15 protein-coding genes are annotated in these 18,706 nt (G+C 72.7%); 11 read left to right on the top strand and 4 right to left on the bottom strand.

Translation table 11 applies throughout. From position 1 onward, the window contains the following. Positions 1-31: 31 nt before the first annotated feature. The gene (locus NFS20_RS10940) at positions 32-655 is read right to left on the bottom strand and encodes a DoxX family protein (protein ID WP_251151792.1); all 624 of its coding nucleotides are present in this window, start codon (positions 653-655) and stop codon (positions 32-34) included. Positions 656-938: 283 nt separating this feature from the next. Between NFS20_RS10940 and ilvD (NFS20_RS10935) the strand changes: the two genes are divergently transcribed. Then, on the top strand, positions 939-2,801 hold the full coding sequence (gene ilvD, locus NFS20_RS10935) for a dihydroxy-acid dehydratase (RefSeq protein ID WP_251151791.1): 1,863 nt from the start codon (positions 939-941) through the stop codon (positions 2,799-2,801). A 32-nt stretch (positions 2,802-2,833) separates the two neighbouring features. Here ilvD (NFS20_RS10935) and NFS20_RS10930 read toward each other — a convergent pair whose 3' ends face one another. Then, complete coding sequence (locus NFS20_RS10930) at positions 2,834-3,592, bottom strand: hypothetical protein (protein WP_251151790.1); 759 nt, start codon at positions 3,590-3,592, stop codon at positions 2,834-2,836. A 116-nt stretch (positions 3,593-3,708) separates the two neighbouring features. On the opposite strand from NFS20_RS10930, the gene ilvD (NFS20_RS10925) reads away from it, so the two are divergent. Beyond that, the gene (ilvD, locus tag NFS20_RS10925; protein ID WP_251151789.1) at positions 3,709-5,415 is read left to right on the top strand and encodes a dihydroxy-acid dehydratase; all 1,707 of its coding nucleotides are present in this window, start codon (positions 3,709-3,711) and stop codon (positions 5,413-5,415) included. A 55-nt stretch (positions 5,416-5,470) separates the two neighbouring features. On the opposite strand, the gene NFS20_RS10920 is transcribed toward ilvD (NFS20_RS10925), so the two are convergent. Beyond that, on the bottom strand, positions 5,471-6,235 hold the full coding sequence (locus tag NFS20_RS10920; protein WP_251151788.1) for a 4'-phosphopantetheinyl transferase family protein: 765 nt from the start codon (positions 6,233-6,235) through the stop codon (positions 5,471-5,473). A gap of 198 nt (positions 6,236-6,433) precedes the next feature. Between NFS20_RS10920 and NFS20_RS10915 the strand changes: the two genes are divergently transcribed. The 9 genes from NFS20_RS10915 to NFS20_RS10875 all read left to right on the top strand — a co-directional run bounded on the left by NFS20_RS10915 (position 6,434) and on the right by NFS20_RS10875 (position 17,286). Next, positions 6,434-7,111, top strand: coding sequence for a 4a-hydroxytetrahydrobiopterin dehydratase (locus NFS20_RS10915; RefSeq protein WP_251151787.1), 678 nt, complete (start codon positions 6,434-6,436; stop codon positions 7,109-7,111). A gap of 93 nt (positions 7,112-7,204) precedes the next feature. Further along, a complete protein-coding gene (locus tag NFS20_RS10910; protein WP_251151786.1) occupies positions 7,205-8,254 on the top strand; it encodes a DUF4037 domain-containing protein in 1,050 nt (349 codons plus the stop codon). A gap of 241 nt (positions 8,255-8,495) precedes the next feature. Next, complete coding sequence (locus NFS20_RS10905; protein WP_251151785.1) at positions 8,496-10,361, top strand: alpha-glucosidase; 1,866 nt, start codon at positions 8,496-8,498, stop codon at positions 10,359-10,361. Positions 10,362-10,485: 124 nt separating this feature from the next. After that, complete coding sequence (locus tag NFS20_RS10900) at positions 10,486-11,463, top strand: ABC transporter ATP-binding protein (protein ID WP_251151784.1); 978 nt, start codon at positions 10,486-10,488, stop codon at positions 11,461-11,463. Continuing rightward, the gene (locus tag NFS20_RS10895) at positions 11,460-12,455 is read left to right on the top strand and encodes an ABC transporter permease subunit (RefSeq protein WP_251151783.1); all 996 of its coding nucleotides are present in this window, start codon (positions 11,460-11,462) and stop codon (positions 12,453-12,455) included. Before NFS20_RS10900 ends, NFS20_RS10895 begins: the two co-directional genes overlap by 4 nt. Before the next feature lie 493 nt (positions 12,456-12,948). Beyond that, a complete protein-coding gene (locus tag NFS20_RS10890) occupies positions 12,949-14,847 on the top strand; it encodes an acetolactate synthase large subunit (protein WP_251151782.1) in 1,899 nt (632 codons plus the stop codon). A gap of 100 nt (positions 14,848-14,947) precedes the next feature. Next, positions 14,948-15,472, top strand: a complete 525-nt coding sequence (ilvN, locus tag NFS20_RS10885; RefSeq protein ID WP_251151781.1) for an acetolactate synthase small subunit — start codon at positions 14,948-14,950, stop codon at positions 15,470-15,472. 66 nt (positions 15,473-15,538) lie between these two features. Beyond that, positions 15,539-16,564 (top strand): ketol-acid reductoisomerase, encoded by a 1,026-nt coding sequence (gene ilvC, locus NFS20_RS10880; RefSeq protein ID WP_251151780.1) that lies wholly within the window; start codon positions 15,539-15,541, stop codon positions 16,562-16,564. 146 nt (positions 16,565-16,710) lie between these two features. After that, positions 16,711-17,286: an ASCH domain-containing protein gene (locus NFS20_RS10875; protein ID WP_251151779.1), complete on the top strand. Its 576-nt coding sequence runs from the start codon at positions 16,711-16,713 to the stop codon at positions 17,284-17,286. 105 nt (positions 17,287-17,391) lie between these two features. On the opposite strand, the gene NFS20_RS10870 is transcribed toward NFS20_RS10875, so the two are convergent. Next, positions 17,392-18,612, bottom strand: coding sequence for an ROK family transcriptional regulator (locus NFS20_RS10870; RefSeq protein ID WP_251151778.1), 1,221 nt, complete (start codon positions 18,610-18,612; stop codon positions 17,392-17,394). Between the last annotated feature and the right edge of the window lie 94 nt (positions 18,613-18,706).

The raw sequence follows: 18,706 nt of genomic DNA, 5'->3' as shown, positions 1-18,706 counted from the left end.
CGTGCGCGGTCCGCAGACCCGCGACGCGTGCTCACCGGAGCCAGGGCGACCGGCTCACGACCGGCACGTGGGCCCAGCGGCGGCCGAGGCCCCACGTGTCGCCTGAGAGGGTCGTGGCGAGGACGGCGAGCATCAGGACCACCACGACGTGCTGGTCGACGACGGGGTTGTTCGACCCGGCGGCGACGGGCCACTGCGAGAGCCAGAGCATCGCGAACAGGAGGCCACCGCACACGGCGGCGGCCCGGACCGCGGTCCCGAGCAGCAGCGCCAGTCCCGTGCCGAGCAGGCCCAGCATGAAGAGCCAGTCGGTCGCGGGTCCCGCCATCGAGGCGAGCGTGCCCGCGAGCGGGCCCTGGGCGCCGTGCTCGAGGTACCCCTGCGTCGGAGCGGTCCCCGCGAGCCACGCCCGCTCGGGCGGCGTGGCGTAGCCGAGACCGAGCAGCTTGTCGGCGAACGGCCACAGGAAGACGACGGCCGTCCCGAGCCGCGCCAGGGCGAGCGCCCGCCGGGCCGACACCCGGGTCACCACGCGCTCCTGGGTCACGACCGCACGGGCCGGGTGCGGACCCGGCGATGCGGGACCGCCCGGCGCCGCGGCGTCGGGCACGTCGGCGGCGCGGTGCTGCGGTGCCCCGGTGATGGACGTGTTCATACGAGCCCCCTCGATCGTGACGACCCGGCGCCGTGCGCGTCGGTCGCTCTCGCTGCGGGCGGCCGAGGACCGGCGTGCCGCGCCCGACCACCGTGGCACCGGACAGCGTCCGGTTCAACCCTTACGTAACGTTTAAGCGGAGATCCCTGACGGGCGGGGATTCCCCGTACGTAGCGTGACGACCACGACGCGGACGCACCCTTCGCGCGGTTCGTGACAGGCGTAATGTGACCCGGCGGCCGGAGGATCGGCCGCGGCCCCCCGTCGAAGGAGCTGACCCGATATGAGCCGCCCCCTGCGCTCTCGGACGTCCACCCACGGTCGCAACATGTCCGGAGCCCGCGCCCTGTGGCGCGCGACCGGCATGGGCGCGGAGGACTTCGGGAAGCCGATCATCGCGATCGCGAACTCCTACACGCAGTTCGTACCCGGCCACGTCCACCTCAAGGACATGGGCGACCTCGTCGCGTCGGCGATCCGCGAGGCGGGCGGCGTCTCCAAGGAGTTCAACACCATCGCGGTCGACGACGGCATCGCCATGGGCCACGCCGGGATGCTCTACTCGCTCCCCAGCCGCGACCTCATCGCCGACTCGGTCGAGTACATGGTCAACGCGCACTGCGCCGACGCGCTCGTGTGCATCTCCAACTGCGACAAGATCACGCCGGGCATGCTCAACGCGGCGCTGCGGCTCAACATCCCGGTGATCTTCGTGTCCGGCGGACCGATGGAGGCCGGCAAGGCGATCGTGGCGGACGGCGTCGCGAAGACGCCGCTCAACCTCATCAACGCGATCAACTACTCGGCCGACGACAACGTGTCCGACGACGCGCTCGCCCAGGTCGAGGAGAACGCGTGCCCCACGTGCGGGTCGTGCTCGGGCATGTTCACCGCCAACTCGATGAACTGCCTCACCGAGGCGCTCGGCCTCTCGCTGCCCGGCAACGGCTCGACGCTCGCGACGCACGCCGCGCGCAAGGAGCTCTTCCTCGAGGCCGGCCGGACCATCGTCGACCTCGCGCGCCGCTACTACGACGACGAGGACGACTCCGTCGCGCCGCGCTCCATCGCCACCAAGGCGGCGTTCTCCAACGCGATGGCGCTCGACGTCGCGATGGGCGGCTCCACGAACACGGTGCTGCACATCCTTGCCGCCGCGCAGGAGGGCGAGATCGACTTCGACCTGACCGACATCGAGCGCATCAGCCGCCGGGTGCCGTGCCTGTCGAAGGTCGCCCCCAACCACCCGAGCTTCCACATGGAGGACGTGCACCGCGCCGGCGGGATCCCCGCGCTGCTCGGGGAGCTGGACCGCGGGGGCCTGCTCGACCACGACGTGACGTCCGTCCACACGCCCACGCTGCGTGCCTGGCTCGACGACTGGGACATCCGCGGCGGCAAGGCCACCGACCGTGCGGTCGAGCTGTTCCACGCGGCGCCCGGCGGCGTGCGGACCACGCAGGCGTTCTCCACGTCCAACCGCTGGGAGTCGCTCGACACGGACGCCGACAACGGCTGCATCCACGACGTCGAGCACGCCTACACCGTCGAGGGCGGCCTCGCCGTCCTGCGAGGCAACCTCGCCGAGGACGGCGCCGTGTTCAAGACCGCGGGCGTCGACCCGGACGTCTTCCACTTCGTGGGGACGGCGCTCGTCTGCGAGTCGCAGGACGAGGCCGTCGAGAAGATCCTCACCAAGCAGGTCCAGCCCGGGCACGTCGTCGTCGTGCGCTACGAGGGCCCCGCGGGCGGGCCGGGCATGCAGGAGATGCTCTACCCGACGTCGTTCATCAAGGGCCGCGGGCTCGGGAAGGTGTGCGCGCTCATCACCGACGGCCGGTTCTCCGGCGGGTCCAGCGGCATCTCGGTCGGCCACGTGTCGCCCGAGGCCGCCGCCGGGGGAGTGATCGGGCTCGTCGAGGACGGCGACGAGATCGAGATCGACGTCGATACGCGCCTCATCCGGCTCAACGTCCCCGACGACGTGCTCGCCGAGCGCCGCGCCAAGATGGAGGCGCGCGAGAACCCGTGGCAGCCCGTCGACCGCGACCGGTACGTGTCGCCGGCGCTGCAGGCGTACGCCGCGATGGCGACGTCGGCGGACCGCGGCGCGGTGCGCGACGTGTCGCTCATCCGGCGTCGCTGACGCGGGACAGGTGCAGGGGCGCGCCGTCGGCGTCACCGACCGGCGAGCCGCGCGCGCTCGTCCACGAGCCGTTCCAGGAGCGTGTGGTCGTCGCGGACGTCGGAGTACCCGGGCGATCCGTGAGTCACGCGCAGGAGCTCCTGGGCGTAGCGGAGGACGCCGGAGCGGTATCGCGCGTCTCCGGCTCGGAGCCGCTCCGCGACCTCGGGATGCGCGGCGAACGAGCGGTCGACAGCGGCGACCAGGCCGTCGGGCGCGGGAAGAGCCGCGACCTCGTGCGCCACGGCCACCGCTTCCGTGCCGAACGTCCAGTACTGGCTCCACGGGGACGACGAGACGACGACTCGAGCCGGTCGCGGCGGTGCGGGCCAGAGCTGGAGAAGATAGTGCTCGGTGACGTGCTCGTCGCCCGCACGCCACAGGTCGCTGCCATCCTGTCCCGTGACGACGACGTACCGGACCCTGACGTCGATCGCGTGGGGCGCGGGAAGGCGCAGCTCGCCCTCCCCGCCCCAGCCGGTGGCAGCGGCCCCCGTGCCGAGATGAGCGGAGAGGTCGACGACGGCGTCCCACGTCGGGTCGAGTAACGGCTCCTCCTCGTGGAACGAGGCGCGCACCGTGATCTCGCCCCACTGCCGTGCCGTGGTCAGGGAGACGCCGTCCGGACCGGAGATCTGCGAGCTGGCCAGCCCGACGTCGATGTCCGTGGCCACGTGCCCGCCCTCGCCCGTCCACAGCTCGAACTGGGAGTAGTCGGCTCCCACCTGGCCCTCGACGACTCGCTCCACCATGAGCGCGACCCTAGTGGCCGGTGCGGACGTCGTGAAGGTCGTGCCCGACCGCATCTCCTGCTCGACATGGCCGGCCCCGGCGGGCCGCACGGCTCGTCGCTCTCTAGTCTGGACGCATGACGGACACCGATGCCGCACCCGACCTCAAGCCTCGTTCCCGACAGGTCACCGACGGCCTGGAGGCGACGGCGTCGCGCGGGATGCTGCGCGCCGTCGGGATGGGCGACGAGGACTTCGCGAAGCCGCAGATCGGGATCGCGAGCTCGTGGAACGAGATCACGCCGTGCAACCTGTCGCTCGACCGGCTCGCGCAGGGCGCCAAGGAGGGCGTGCACGCGGGCGGCGGGTACCCGCTGCAGTTCGGGACGATCTCGGTGTCCGACGGCATCTCGATGGGCCACGAGGGGATGCACTTCTCGCTCGTGAGCCGCGACGTCATCGCGGACTCGGTCGAGACGGTCGTCCAGGCGGAGCGGCTCGACGGCACGGTGCTCCTGGCGGGCTGCGACAAGTCCCTGCCGGGGATGCTCATGGCCGCGGCCCGCCTCGACCTCGCGAGCGTGTTCCTCTACGCCGGGTCGATCATGCCCGGGTGGGTCAAGCTGTCCGACGGCACGGAGAAGGACGTCACGCTCATCGACGCGTTCGAGGCCGTCGGCGCGTGCGCGCGCGGGCTCATGAGCCGCGAGGACGTCGACCGGATCGAGCGCGCGATCTGCCCCGGTGAGGGCGCGTGCGGCGGCATGTACACGGCGAACACCATGGCGTCCGTCGCCGAGGCGATGGGCATGTCGCTGCCCGGGTCGGCGGCGCCGCCGTCGGCGGACCGCCGCCGGGACGCGTTCGCGCACCGGTCGGGCGAGGCGGTCGTCGAGCTCCTGCGTCGGGGGATCACCGCGCGCGACATCATGACGAAGGAGGCGTTCGAGAACGCGATCGCCGTGGTCATGGCGTTCGGCGGGTCGACCAACGCCGTGCTGCACCTGCTCGCCATCGCGCACGAGGCCGAGGTCGAGCTGACGCTCGCCGACTTCGACCGCGTCGCGGCGCGGGTCCCTCACCTGGGCGACCTCAAGCCGTTCGGGCGGTACGTCATGAACGACGTCGACCGCATCGGGGGAGTGCCCGTCGTCATGAAGGCGCTGCTCGACGCCGGGCTGCTGCACGGCGACGCGCTCACGGTGACCGGTCGGACCGTGGCCGAGAACCTGGCGGCCATCGCCCCGCCCGACCCCGACGGCAAGATCCTGCGCGCGCTCGACAACCCGATCCACCACACCGGCGGCATCACGATCCTGCACGGCTCGCTCGCGCCCGAGGGCGCCGTCGTGAAGTCCGCGGGCTTCGACGAGGACGTGTTCGAGGGCACGGCGCGGGTCTTCGAGCGCGAGCGCGCGGCGCTCGACGCCTTGGAGGACGGGACGATCACGGACGGGGACGTCGTCGTCATCCGGTACGAGGGCCCCAAGGGCGGTCCGGGGATGCGCGAGATGCTCGCCATCACCGGAGCGATCAAGGGCGCGGGCCTCGGCAAGACCGTCCTGCTCCTCACCGACGGCCGTTTCTCCGGAGGGACGACCGGCCTGTGCGTGGGCCACGTCGCACCCGAGGCCGTCGACGGCGGCCCGGTCGCGTTCGTGCGCGACGGCGACCGCATCCGGCTCGACGTCGCGAACAAGACGCTCGACCTGCTCGTGGACCCGGCCGAGCTCGAGCAGCGCCGCGACGGCTGGGTGCCGCTCCCGCCGACCTTCACCCGCGGTGTGCTCGCCAAGTACGCCAAGCTCGTCCAGTCCGCGTCGCGAGGAGCGATCCTCGAGTAGGACGCCGCCCGCGGGACCAGGCCCAGGCGGGCGAGCGGGGGTCCGGCCGTGGTCGTCAGCGGCGCGCGTCGTCGGCCGGGACGCGCGGGGCGTCCGGGTCGCACCACACGACGGCGCCCGTGAACGGTGCCTCGAGCCGCACGTCCGCGACGTGCCAGCCCGGGGCGGGGGAGCGTGGGGTGTCTCCCGCTCCGACGTCGTCCAGCGAGAGGTCGCGCGAGAGCCCGGTCCCGAGCGCCTTGAGGAACGACTCCTTGCGCGTCCACGCCCGGGCGAAGGCCGAGCCCCGCGCCGTCGGACCGTGCGCGGCGATCTCCGTCCGCTCCCGGGGGTGGAGGGAGCTGGAGATGCTGCGCACCACGCGGTCGTCGGGCGTGCCCTCGACGTCGACGCCGAGGGGTGTGGGGCCGATCGCGACGGCGAACGCGCCGCGCGTGTGCGCGAGGGAGAACTCGGGGCCGCCGTCGAGCACGGGCTTGCCGTGCGGACCGCCGCACGACGGGCACGGCGACGGTCGTGGCGCCAGCTCCTCCGGCGCCGACGACAGCTCGCGCGCGAGCAGCAGGCGCAGGACCACGTGCGAGACCACGTAGGTCGCGCGGTCGACGTCGTCCACGTACCGGTCCGCCCGGTCCCGCTCGTCCGCGTCGAGGACGCGGGCACCGAGCGGCGTCGCCCAGGGGGCGCACCGCTCGACCGTGCCCCACCAGACCGCCGGCTCGGCGGACGCCCCCGAGGACGGGGACCGCTCGGCGAACGTGGCGCGCGCGAGTCCGGGCAGGTCGTCCACCCGAGGGAGGTCGTCCAGCGTGCTGCCCACGGTGTGTCCTCCGGTCCGACGTCGTGCCTCGTGATGCGCTGTCGCTCCAGCGCGCACGACGCCGGCAGGTCACCGCGCTCGTGGGGCGGCGACGGGCGCCAGCATAGGACGGCTCGGGCGGGCGTGCCCGGGCAGGTCTCGCTACCGTGAGGCTGGACTGGACGGCCAGGGACGATCGACGTACCGGGAGGCTCCGAGATGACCGACGCGACGGGCGACCGCATCACCGCGCGAGAGTTCCACGACAGCGACGGCGTGGAGGACTGGCGGGTCCTGCTGGCCACGGCGCAGACGCTGTTCCGCACGGGCTCGTTCACCGCCGGCGTCGAGCTCGTCGACGCGATCGGCGAGCTCGCCGAGGCGGCGGACCACCACCCGGACGTGGACCTGCGCTATGGAACGGTCACCGTCCGGCTCACGTCGCACGACGTCGGCGGGCTGAGCCGCCGCGACGTCGAGCTCGCGCGCCGCATCTCCGACGCCGCCCGCGAGCTCGACCTCCGCGCCGCCCCGGCGGCCGTCCAGGAGCTCGAGATCGCGATCGACGCCCTCGTCGGTCCGTCGGTCCAGCCGTTCTGGCGCGCGGTCCTGGGGTACGACGAGGACGCGTCCGACACCTCGGCCGCGCCGGCGCTCACGGACCCGACGACGCACGCGCCGGCCTTCTGGTTCCAGCAGATGGACGCGCCGCGACCGCAGCGCAACCGCATCCACGTGGACGTCACCGTCCCGCACGACGTCGCGGAGGCGCGCGTCACGGCGGCGATCGCCGCGGGCGGGCACCTGGTGTCGGACGACCGCGCGCCGTCGTTCTGGGTCCTCGCGGACGCGGAGGGCAACGAGGCGTGCGTGTGCACCTGGCAGTCTCGGGACTGAGTCCTCGCCGGCGGTGCGGCTGCGCGGGGCCGGTGGCCGACTCCTCACCGGAATGTCGTCGCGCCACGGCGCGCGTCCCGGCAGGATGACCGGGTGGACACCGGGGCAGACCTCGCGCGCCGCTACGACGAGCAGGTCGTCGCACCGCTCGTGCGCGGGCGGTGGCCCGGTCTGCCGTACGCGACGGCGCGACTGGGCAGCGGTTCGGACGTGCTCGGCCTCGACGACCCGACGTCGCGCGACCACGACTGGGGGCTGCGCCTCACGCTCCTCGTCGACGAGCCGATGGTCGAGGCCGTGGACGCGCTGCTCGACGCCGAGCTCCCGGCCACGTTCGACGGGCTGCCGACGCGCTTCGCGACGACGTGGGCGCCGCACGGCCCGCACCAGGTCGAGGTCGCCGCTCCGGGCGCGTTCGTGACGTCCCGCCTCGGGGTGGACGCGACGCGGCCGTTGAGCGTGGCGGACTGGCTCGCGCTCACCGGTCAGGCGGTCCTCGAGGTGACGGCCGGTCCCGTGTTCACGGACACCGACGGTCGCCTCACCGCTGCGCGCGAGCGCCTCGCACGCTACCCGGAGGACGTGTGGCGGTACGTCGTCGCGACCGACTGGGTGCGCCTCGGGCAGGAGCTGCCGTTCGTCGGGCGCACCGGCGACCGCGGCGACGACCTCGGCTCCCGTGTCGTCGCCGCGCGACTGGTGCGGGTCGCGATGCACCTGGGCTTCCTCCTCGAATGCCGCTGGCCGCCCTACGCCAAGTGGTTCGGCACGCTCTTCGCGCAGCTGCCGCGGGCAGGTGCGCTCGCTCCCGCGCTGCGCGCGACGCTCGCGGCCGAGGACTGGCGGGCTCGCGAGGCGGCGATCTGCCGTGCGGTGGAGGGTCTCCACGCGCTCCAGGCCGAGGTGGGGCTTCCTGTCGCCGAGAGCGCACTCGGCCCGTTCTGGGGTCGGCCGTACCGAGGTGTCGGTCCCGTGCCGGAAGCGGTGACGGCGTCCGTCGTCGACCCCGAGGTGCGGGCTCTCCCGCTCGGCGTCGGGTCCGTCGAGCAGTGGGTGGACGACGTCGACGTCCTCATGGACCCGGACCGTCGCGTCGCCGCCGCGCGTGCCGTCGTCGTGCCCGCCTGGGACGGGGTGTCGTGACGCGGGGCTCGATCTCTCGCCACGGTGACCGACCCGACGAACCGCTCGCCCACGGCGGCGGCGAGTGGTTCGAAAGCCCTGCCGCTGCCCTGGCGCCTTCGCCATGCTCGAGCACGAAGCGGTGGACCCGGCGCGTTCGCGCCACCGCGCGCGAGCGGCTCGCGCGCCGTCGCGTCGCCGAGGCCGGCGGCGTCGGGCAGGGTGGAGGTCCCACCGTCTGACGCGAGAGGACCACCGACGCATGACGCACCCGAACCCGGCCGTTGACACAGCTCCCGACGCGCCTCGTGGCGGCTGGCCTGGCACGGACTCCCCGGGCGACGCCCCGTGGTGGACGCGCGCCGTCGTCTACCAGGTGTACCCGCGCTCGTTCCAGGACTCCGACGGCGACGGGATCGGGGACCTTCCCGGCGTCCTGCGGCGTCTCGATCATCTCGAGCGGCTCGGCGTCGACGTCGTGTGGCTCTCGCCGGTGTACCGGTCGCCGCAGGCGGACAACGGGTACGACATCAGCGACTACCAGGACGTCGACCCGCTGTTCGGCTCGCTCGCCGACCTCGACGCGCTGATCGAGGGCCTGCACCAGCGCGGCATGAAGCTCGTCATGGATCTGGTCGTCAACCACACGAGCGACGAGCACCCGTGGTTCCGGGAGAGCAGGGCGAGCACGGGCTCCTCGACGCGCGACTGGTACTGGTGGCGCCCCGCGCGGCCCGGCATGGAGCCCGGGACGCCGGGCGCCGAGCCCACGAACTGGCGTTCGTTCTTCGGCGGCAGCGCCTGGGCGTTCGACGAGGCGAGCGGCGAGTACTACCTGCACCTCTTCGACACCAAGCAGCCGGACCTCGACTGGGAGAACCCCGAGGTGCGGCGCGCGGTCCACGCGATGATGCGGTGGTGGCTCGACCGCGGGGTCGACGGCTTCCGCATGGACGTCATCAACCTGATCTCCAAGGTGGTCGGCCCCGACGGGTCGCTGCCGGACGGCGAGGTGCACTACGGCGTGCTGGGCGACGGCAGCCCGCACTACACCGACGGCCCGCGCGTGCACGAGTACCTCGCGGAGATGCACCGGGAGGTCTTCGCGCCGTACCGGGCGGCAGGACGGGAGATCCTCACGGTGGGGGAGACGCCGGGCGTGACGGTCGACCACGGGCGCCGCTACACGGACCCGGCGCGGCGCGAGGTCGACATGGTGTTCCAGTTCGAGCACATGGGCGTCGACCACGGCGCCTCGAAGTGGGACCCGGTGCCGATGCGTCTGACCGACCTCAAGGCGACGTTCGGCCGGTGGCAGGCGGGCCTCGCCGAGGCGGGCTGGAACTCGCTGTACTGGGACAACCACGACCAGCCGCGCGTCGTCTCCCGGTTCGGTGACGACTCGCCCGAGCACCGCGTCGCCTCGGCCAAGGCCCTCGCCCTGCTGCTGCACCTGCACCGCGGCACGCCGTACGTCTACCAGGGCGAGGAGCTCGGGATGACGAACGCGCACTTCACGCGGATCGAGCAGTACCAGGACGTGGAGTCGCTCGGGCACTACCGCGAGATGGTCGAGCACGGCGTCGCGACCCCCGAGCAGATGCTCGCTGCCCTCGCCGCCATGGGCCGCGACAACGCCCGTACGCCCGTCCAGTGGGACGCGAGCGAGCACGCCGGCTTCACGACGGGCACACCCTGGCTCGAGGTCAACCCGAACCATGTCGAGGTCAACGCCGAGGCGGCGTGGGCCGACGACAGCTCCGTCCTCCACTTCTACCGCCGCCTCCACGCGCTGCGCCACGACGTGCCGGTCGTCGCGCTCGGCGACTTCCGCATGCTGCTCCCGGAGCACGAAGCGGTCTACGCGTTCACGCGTGCGCTCGACGCGCCGTCGGACGGCGCCGGTCCCGACGCGGCGTGGGTGCGTGACGAGCTCCTGGTCCTGGTCAACGTCGGCGGGGCGCCGCAGGACGTGCCGTCGGCGGTCGTCGACGGGTGGGCCGGCTCGACCGTCCTGATGGCCACCCACCACGTGCCCGACGACGCGGACCGGGCCGGCGACGTCGGGCACCTGAGGCCGTGGGAGGGCGTGGTCCTGCGTCGGCGCTCGACCCTCCCTCGCAGGTAGGAGGGCGGTCATGTCTGCGTAGGATCTTGTTCCGCTGAGCACCAAGCATGCCCTAGGCTCCTCGCAGCCGGCGACGACGCCGGGCGTCGGGGCCGCGACGTCGGTCGCAGAGGGGAGCGCACGGGTGCACAGCACGGCGGAGGTGCCCGCGATCGAGACGCGGGGACTGCGCAAGACGTACCGGAGCCGGCGGGGGAGAGCGGTCGGCGTCGAAGGGCTCGACCTGGTGGTCCCCGTGGGCGGCGTGCACGGCTTCCTCGGGCCGAACGGGTCGGGCAAGACCACGACGATCCGGATGCTCCTCGGCCTCGTCCGCGCCGACTCTGGCTCGGTGCGCATCTTCGGCCAGGAGGTACCGCGACACCTGCCCGACGTCGTCGGGCGCGTCGGCGCGATCGTCGAGTCCCCGAAGTTCTTCCCCGCGTTCACCGCCCGCCGGAACCTCGACCTGCTCGCGGCGGCGATCGGCGCTCCCGGTGGGCGCGTCGGCGAGGTGCTGGAGGAGGTCGGCCTCGCCGAGCGGGCCCGGGACCGCTACCGCGGGTACTCGCTCGGCATGAAGCAGCGGCTCGCGATCGCCGCGACGCTCCTCAAGGACCCCGACCTCCTCATCTTCGACGAGCCGACGAACGGGCTCGACCCGGCAGGGATCCGCGAGATCCGCGACACCATGCGCGGCCTCGCGGCCCGCGGCAAGACGGTCCTCGTGAGCAGCCACATCCTCGCCGAGGTGGAGCAGGTCGCCGACACCGTCTCGATCATCGCGCGCGGCCGTCTCGTCGCGAGCGGACGCGTGGACGAGCTCATCGGGGCCGGCGGCGCCTCCGTGCGCGTCGGCGTCGCGGACCCGACCCGTGCCGCGGCGCTCCTGCGCGCGGCCGGCATCACCGTCCGGGAGGAGGGCAGGCACCTGCTGGCCGACGGCGTCACGGACGCCGCCGACATCACGCGCACCCTGGGCGCGCACGACCTGTGGGTGACGGAGCTCGTGCCGGTCCAGGCGGACCTCGAGTCCGTCTTCCTCGACCTCACGGCCCAGGCCGAGGCCGCCGACCGCGCACGACCGCGCCGCGGCGCCCACGCCGAGGAGGTGGCCGCGTGAACCGGCTCGTCCACGCCGAGCTGCGTCGGTACCGCGCGCGGTCGGCGATCCGCTGGCTGTCCGCCGCGACCGTCGCCGTCGCTCTCCTCACCGTGCTCGTCGCGTTCCTCGGGAGCCGGCCGACCCCGCCCGCGGAGGTCGCCGCGGCCGAGACGGTCTTCGCGCAGCAGCAGGAGTGGTGGGAGGACGAGGGGCTGGCGCAGTGCGAGGAGGACGAGGAGCGGGCTCGCGAGACGGATCCCGCGATCGACTTCGGGTGCGAGGACGGGGAGCCCCGGCTCGAGCACTTCCTCACGCCGGTGCCGACGTTCGTGGGCGAGGCGGAGACGTGGCCGCCGACGGGCGTGCAGACGCTCACGACGCAGCTCCCGTTCCTCGCGCTCGCCGGTCTCGTCATCGGCATCACCTTCGTCACGGCCGAGCTCTCGACCGGAGCGATCGGGCTCTGGCTCACGTTCGAGCCCCGTCGTCGTCGCGTGTACTGGTCGAAGCTCGTGGCCGCCGGAGCCGGGGTGGTTCCTCTCGCTGCGGTCGCAGCGCTCGTCATGGTCGGCGGGGCGTGGGGGGCGTACGCGGCGAACGACCAGCTCGGGACGGTGACCGCGCAGACCTGGGTGGACCTCGCGGGCCTGGCCGCTCGCGCCGTGGTGGCGACAGCGGCGCTCGCGGCGATCGGTGTCGCCCTGGGGACGCTCGTCCGGCACGCCGCCGCCGCCCTCGGGGTCGTCGTCGGGTGGCTCGTGCTCGAGAGGATCGCGGTCGCCGCCCTCGACGAGCTCCAGCGCTGGTCGCTCCCCACGAACCTCCTCGCGTGGGTCCAGGGCGGTACGAGCTACTGGGTCATGACGTGCGAGACCGACGCGACCGGGACCCTGTGCGAGGGGGCCGAACGGGTCGTGTCCATGACGCAGGGCGGACTCGTCGTCGGCGTGGCCACGGTGGTCCTGGCCGTGCTCGCCGCCGCGGTGTTCCGCCGCCGCGACGTGTCCTGAGACCCGCTCCGACGTGCGGCCCGGCCTCGAGGGCCGCGTCGCACGTCGGAGCAACAGGCCGGCACGGCGCAGGAGCACTGCACGGGACCTCGTCCCATCCCGTGAGACGGGCGCCTCGGTACGTGACATCCCCGAAACATGCGCGTACAGTCCCATGACGTGCAGACGATTCTCCTCGTAGTACTTCCTGAGCGCGCCGGCTGAGGCCACGCCACCAGGCTTCGTCAGCGCGCTCACCCCTCGTCCAGCCCGGCATCCCGGGTTCGAGGGGTTTTTTGTTGCCACGAACCAGCACAGCAGCAGAACTGCATCCGAGAAGCACGGCGCGACCGGCCCACCACGGCCACCGCGACTGCCGCACCGCGAGACCCGCGACCACCGGCAGACGTCCGCGCGACCAGCACGACCGCACCACCACGGTCCGCTCCGGTACCGGCGGCGCACCCCGCACGGGGTGCCCGCCGGACCGAGGCCACGACACGCAGGAGACACCATGGCCCAGGGTCCTACCCCGGCACCCCCGCGACCGGGGGCCGCGGCACCCGCCGCGACGCCGAAGCCCGCCCCGTCGCCGGCGACGGTCGCCCCGCGCGGCGACACCCGCCGCGCGCAGGTCCGGCCCGCCCAGCCGACGGCGCCCGGTGAGGAGATGACCGGCGCGCAGTCGATCGTCCGCTCGCTCGAGGAGGCCGGTGCGGAGGTCGTCTTCGGCATCCCCGGCGGTGCGATCCTCCCGACGTACGACCCGCTCATGGACAGCAAGCGCCTGCGCCACATCCTCGTGCGTCACGAGCAGGGCGGCGGGCACGCGGCGCAGGGCTACGCGCACGCGACCGGCAGGGTCGGCGTCACCATGGCGACGTCGGGCCCCGGCGCGACGAACCTCGTGACGCCCATCGCCGACGCGAACATGGACTCGATCCCGCTCGTCGCGATCACGGGTCAGGTCGCGGCCGGTGCGATCGGCACCGACGCCTTCCAGGAGGCGGACATCGTCGGCATCACCCTGCCGATCACGAAGCACAACTTCCTCGTCACGGACCCCGACGAGATCCCGCGGACCATCGCCGAGGCGTTCCACATCGCCTCGACGGGACGTCCCGGCCCGGTGCTCGTCGACATCGCGAAGTCCGCGATGCAGTCACGGACGACGTTCTCGTGGCCGCAGGACGTGCACCTGCCCGGCTACCACCCGGTCACCAAGCCGCACAGCAAGCAGATCAAGGAGGCCGCGCGCCTGCTCGCGTCCGCACGGCGCCCCGTGCTCTACGTGGGGGGCGGGACGGTCCGGGCGGACGCGACCTCCGAGCTGCGCCGCCTGGTCGACCTCTCCGGCGCCGCCGTCGTCACGACGCTGATGGCGCGCGGCGCGGTGCCCGACACCCACCCGCAGAACCTCGGCATGCCCGGCATGCACGGCACCGTCCCCGCCGTGGCTGCGCTGCAGAAGGCCGACCTGATCGTCGCTCTCGGCGCGCGCTTCGACGACCGCGTGACCGGCAAGCTGTCGAGCTTCGCCCCGCACGCCGCGATCGTGCACGCCGACATCGACCCCGCCGAGATCGGCAAGAACCGCGACGTGGACGTCCCGATCGTGGGCGACCTCAAGGAGGTCCTCGCCGACCTCGTCCCGGAGCTCGAGCGCGAGCACGCGGCCCAGGGCAAGCCCGACCTCGGGGCCTGGTGGCACCAGATCGACGACTGGCGCGAGACCTATCCGCTCGGGTACACCGAGCCCGACGACGGCCACCTCTCGCCGCAGCACGTCATCTCCCGGCTGGGCGAGATCGCCGGGCCCGACGCCCTGTACGTCGCCGGTGTGGGACAGCACCAGATGTGGGCCGCGCAGTTCATCCGCTACGAGCACCCGCGCACGTGGCTCAACTCCGGCGGTCTCGGGACGATGGGCTTCTCGATCCCCGCGGCCATGGGGGCCAAGGTCGGGCGTCCCGACGCGACCGTGTGGGCGATCGACGGCGACGGCTGCTTCCAGATGACCAACCAGGAGCTCGCCACCTGCACGATCAACGACATCCCCATCAAGGTCGCGCTGATCAACAACAGCTCGCTCGGCATGGTGCGCCAGTGGCAGACCCTGTTCTACGACAAGCGCTACTCCAACACCGACCTGCACACCGGGCACGGGACCGCGCGCGTGCCCGACTTCGTCAAGCTCGCCGACGCCTACGGCTGCGAGGGCATCCGCGTGGAGTCAGCGGGCGACGTCGACACCGCGATCAAGCGGGCCATGGAGATCGACGACCGCCCCGTCGTCATCGACTTCAACGTCTCGCGCGACGCGATGGTGTGGCCGATGGTCGCTGCCGGCGTGAGCAACGACGACATCCAGTACGCGCGTGGCATCTCGCCCGCGTGGGATCGGGAGGACTGAGCGATATGCAGCGGAAGTTGAGGGCCGCAGCGAAGCAAGGCACTCGGCTGCAGCGGAATGCAGCCTCGATCCGACCCCTGTCACTGGAGGACTGACCGCCATGTCCCGCCACACCCTCTCCGTGCTCGTCGAGAACAAGCCCGGCGTGCTCACGCGCGTCGCGGGGCTGTTCGCACGCCGCGCGTTCAACATCCACTCGCTCGCCGTCGGGCCGACGGAGCACGAGGAGATCTCGCGCATCACCGTCGTCGTCGACGTCGAGGAGCGCCCCCTGGAGCACGTGACCAAGCAGCTCAACAAGCTGGTCAACGTCATCAAGATCGTCGAGCTCGACGCGGCGGCGTCCGTGCAGCGCGAGCTCCTGCTCGTCAAGGTCCGGGCCGACGGCGCGAACCGCACGGGCGTGCTCGAGGTCGTCAACCTGTTCCGCGCCAAGGTGGTCGACGTCGTCCCCGACGCCGTGACGATCGAGGCCACCGGGACGGGCGAGAAGCTCGACGCCCTGCTCGGAGCGCTCGAGCCGTACGGCGTCCGCGAGATCGTCAAGTCGGGGACCGTCGCCGTCGGACGCGGCGCGCGCTCCATCACCGACCGAGCGCTGGAACGCGTCGTCCGGTCGGCCTGACCATCACCTACCCTCGCACCAGACCTGCAGACCCCTGCACCGCACCGAAGAACCAGGAGATCCACCGTGGCTGAGCTGTTCTACGACGACGACGCCGACCTGTCCATCATCCAGAGCAAGAAGGTCGCGGTCGTCGGCTACGGGAGCCAGGGGCACGCGCACGCGATGAACCTGCGCGACTCGGGCGTCCAGGTGGTCATCGCGCTCAAGGAGGGCTCGAAGTCCATCGCCAAGGCGACCGACGCGGGCTTCGAGGTCAAGACGGTCGCCGAGGCCGCCAGATGGGCCGACCTGATCATGATCCTCGCGCCGGACCAGCACCAGCGCTCGATCTACAACGACGAGATCAAGCCGAACCTCGCGGCCGGCAAGACGCTCGCGTTCGCGCACGGCTTCAACATCCGCTTCGGCTACATCGAGGCTCCCGAGGGCGTCGACGTCGTCCTCGTCGCACCGAAGGCACCGGGCCACACGGTCCGTCGTGAGTTCGTCGCGGGTCGCGGGATCCCCGACATCATCGCCGTCGAGAAGGACGCCTCGGGCCACGCGTGGGAGACCGCGCTGTCCTACGCCAAGGCCATCGGCGGCACGCGGGCGGGCGTCATCAAGACCACCTTCACGGAGGAGACCGAGACCGACCTGTTCGGCGAGCAGGCCGTGCTCTGCGGCGGTGTCTCGCAGCTCGTCCAGTACGGCTTCGAGACCCTCACCGAGGCGGGTTACCAGCCCGAGATCGCCTACTTCGAGGTGCTGCACGAGCTCAAGCTCATCGTCGACCTCATGTGGGAGGGCGGCATCGCCAAGCAGCGCTGGTCCGTCTCCGACACCGCCGAGTACGGCGACTACGTCTCCGGCCCGCGCGTCATCGACCCGCACGTCAAGGAGAACATGCAGGCCGTCCTCGCCGACATCCAGTCCGGCGCGTTCGCGCAGCGCTTCATCGACGACCAGGACGCCGGCGCCCCGGAGTTCCACCGCCTGCGCGAGCAGGGTGCCCAGCACCCGATCGAGAAGGTCGGCAAGGACCTGCGTGCGCTCTTCGCGTGGAAGCAGCAGGACGCGGACTACACCGACGGGTCGGCCGCTCGCTGAGCTGCTGACCGAGCTTCTGCCACGCCTCTCGGGGTGGGTGGCGCGTACTGCGCGCGTCACCCACCCCGTCGGCGTGCCGGGCGACACGACCGGGACGAAGGGGCGAAGACCGGGCACTTCGACGCGTCGTGGGACAGGATGAGGGCATGACGGCACCGATGGGGGACCCGATGGCAGGCGGCGAGAACAGTGGCGGGCCGGAGGCGGCGGAGCCGCTCGAGCTCGTCGGCGCGACCGACGAGCAGGCGCAGGAGATCCTCGCCTTCTGGGAGGTCGCGCGACCGAGCGCAGGGCTCGGCAAGATCGGCGTCGTGGTCGGTACGGGGGTGACCGAGACGATGCCGCCCGCGGCCTGGTCGTTCGGCGACAACCCGGAGCTCGCCGACTCGCTGCTCGCGGCAGTCCTCTCCGGTGCCAAGACGTCGACCTCGTCGTCGCTGTGGGAGTACGACGACGAGACGCCCGTCCCCGAGAAGGGGGAGCTGTCGATCCTGCTCGACGGCGCGGGGCACCCTCGCGCGCTGATCCGGACGACGACGGTCGACGTCGTGCCGTTCGGAGACGTCGACGCGGACTTCGCGCTCGCGGAGGGGGAGGACGACGGGTCGCTCGAGGCGTGGCGCGAGGGGCACCGGCGCTACTTCGCCCGTGTCCTCGGGCGGGACGTGCCCGAGGACATGCCGGTGGTGTGCGAGCGGTTCGAGCTGCGGTACCCGAGGTAGCACAGCTCGTCGACCTCGGGTCCGCGGTCCCGGCGACGCAGGGGTGGGTGACGGCCGGCCGTGCCACGTTCGGTCGGCCGTCACCCGGCGGGGCAGGGAAGAGGACTACCCCGAGACGGTGGGCATCGCGGCCGGTGCGTGCCCGGGACGGCCGGCTGCGGCGAGGAGGAGCGCTCGGACGTCCTGCGCGACGACGGAGCGCGCGCCCCGCAGGACGGCGAGCTCGGGCACGGCACTCGTGACGATCGAGCCCGTCCCCTGGTCGGTCGCGCGCAGCAGGCGGGCGGTCTCCTCCGCGAGCGCCGTGCCGCCCACGACGCCGGTGGGACCACCGAGCACCACGGCATCGGGCTCGAGGATCGCGACGACCGGCTGCAGCACCACGGCCACGCGCCGCGCGAGGTCCGCGACGAACGCGTCCGACCCGGGCGTCCCGACGTGCCGGACGAGAGCGTCGACCACCGTGTCGTAGGGAGTGCCCTCGGCGACGCCGGGGATCCCTGCGCGGGCGGCGATCTCGACGACCCGCAACCCGCCGACGAGGTCCTGGGCGTTGACCGAGTCGTCGATGTGGTGGGCCGGCACGGGCAGGTAGCCGATCTCACCGGCGCCGCCCGCCGTCCCGCGGTGGACCATCCCGTCGACCCACGACCCCAGGCCGATGCCCTCGCCCAGCCACAGGAGGCTGAAGGTGGAGTCCCCGCGTCCGGCGTCCCGCTCGGCGATGGCGGCGAGGTTGACGTCGTTCTCGATGCGGAACGAGACGCCGAGCGCGTTCTCGAGGTGTGCGCGCAGCCCGCGACGCGGCCAGCCGGGCAGCTCGCCGACGAGGGTCAGGTCACCGCTGCGCGGGTCGGGGGCGGCCTGCACCCCGAGGACGGCGCACGCGACCCGGTCCTGCGGGACCCCTGCGGCCGCGCACGCGTCCTGCCACGCGGTACGGACGTCGTCGACCGCTGTCCGGTCCGGACCGGACCGGACGACCGTGTCCCCGAGCGGGTGCCCCAAGGCGTCCACGACGCTGGCCCGGACCCCGCAGGGAAGGACGTCCAGGGCGAGCCCGACGACGACGTCGGTGCGCGCCGCGTAGGTCACCGCCTGCGGGCCGCGCGAGCCCTGGACGACGCCGGTCGGCTCGATGAGACCCGACTGCTCGAGCCGTGCGACGATCTGGGAGGCGGTCGGTCGCGAGACGCCGGTGCGGTCGCCGATCTGCGAGCGCGTCATCGGCCCCTCGTCGAGGAGGAGCTCGAGCGCCGCGCGGTCGTTGATCGTGCGCAGCAGCCCGGGTGTCCCGGGGATCCTCGACGCGGAGGGATCGGTCATCGCCGTCCTTACAGTGGGCTTAAGAAAGTTTCCTAACTGTGCCTGCTCGGGGCTCCCGGCGCAAGTCGGGCACTTTGCCGCTGCGTGGGTCGAG

Source organism: Cellulosimicrobium sp. Marseille-Q4280 (assembly GCF_943181405.1).
In the GTDB taxonomy this organism is placed as follows: domain Bacteria; phylum Actinomycetota; class Actinomycetes; order Actinomycetales; family Cellulomonadaceae; genus Cellulosimicrobium.
This window is presented reverse-complemented; position numbering and strand designations above follow the sequence as displayed.

What these genes read in the sequence shown, in the direction of transcription:
- NFS20_RS10940 (WP_251151792.1), bottom strand. Translation starts at nt 655, where the DNA reads ATGAACACGTCCATCACCGGGGCACCGCAGCACCGCGCCGCCGACGTG.
- ilvD (WP_251151791.1), top strand. Translation starts at nt 939, where the DNA reads ATGAGCCGCCCCCTGCGCTCTCGGACGTCCACCCACGGTCGCAACATG.
- NFS20_RS10930 (WP_251151790.1), bottom strand. Translation starts at nt 3,592, where the DNA reads ATGGTGGAGCGAGTCGTCGAGGGCCAGGTGGGAGCCGACTACTCCCAG.
- ilvD (WP_251151789.1), top strand. Translation starts at nt 3,709, where the DNA reads ATGACGGACACCGATGCCGCACCCGACCTCAAGCCTCGTTCCCGACAG.
- NFS20_RS10915 (WP_251151787.1), top strand. Translation starts at nt 6,434, where the DNA reads ATGACCGACGCGACGGGCGACCGCATCACCGCGCGAGAGTTCCACGAC.
- NFS20_RS10905 (WP_251151785.1), top strand. Translation starts at nt 8,496, where the DNA reads ATGACGCACCCGAACCCGGCCGTTGACACAGCTCCCGACGCGCCTCGT.
- NFS20_RS10890 (WP_251151782.1), top strand. Translation starts at nt 12,949, where the DNA reads ATGGCCCAGGGTCCTACCCCGGCACCCCCGCGACCGGGGGCCGCGGCA.
- ilvN (WP_251151781.1), top strand. Translation starts at nt 14,948, where the DNA reads ATGTCCCGCCACACCCTCTCCGTGCTCGTCGAGAACAAGCCCGGCGTG.
- NFS20_RS10875 (WP_251151779.1), top strand. Translation starts at nt 16,711, where the DNA reads ATGACGGCACCGATGGGGGACCCGATGGCAGGCGGCGAGAACAGTGGC.
- NFS20_RS10870 (WP_251151778.1), bottom strand. Translation starts at nt 18,612, where the DNA reads ATGACCGATCCCTCCGCGTCGAGGATCCCCGGGACACCCGGGCTGCTG.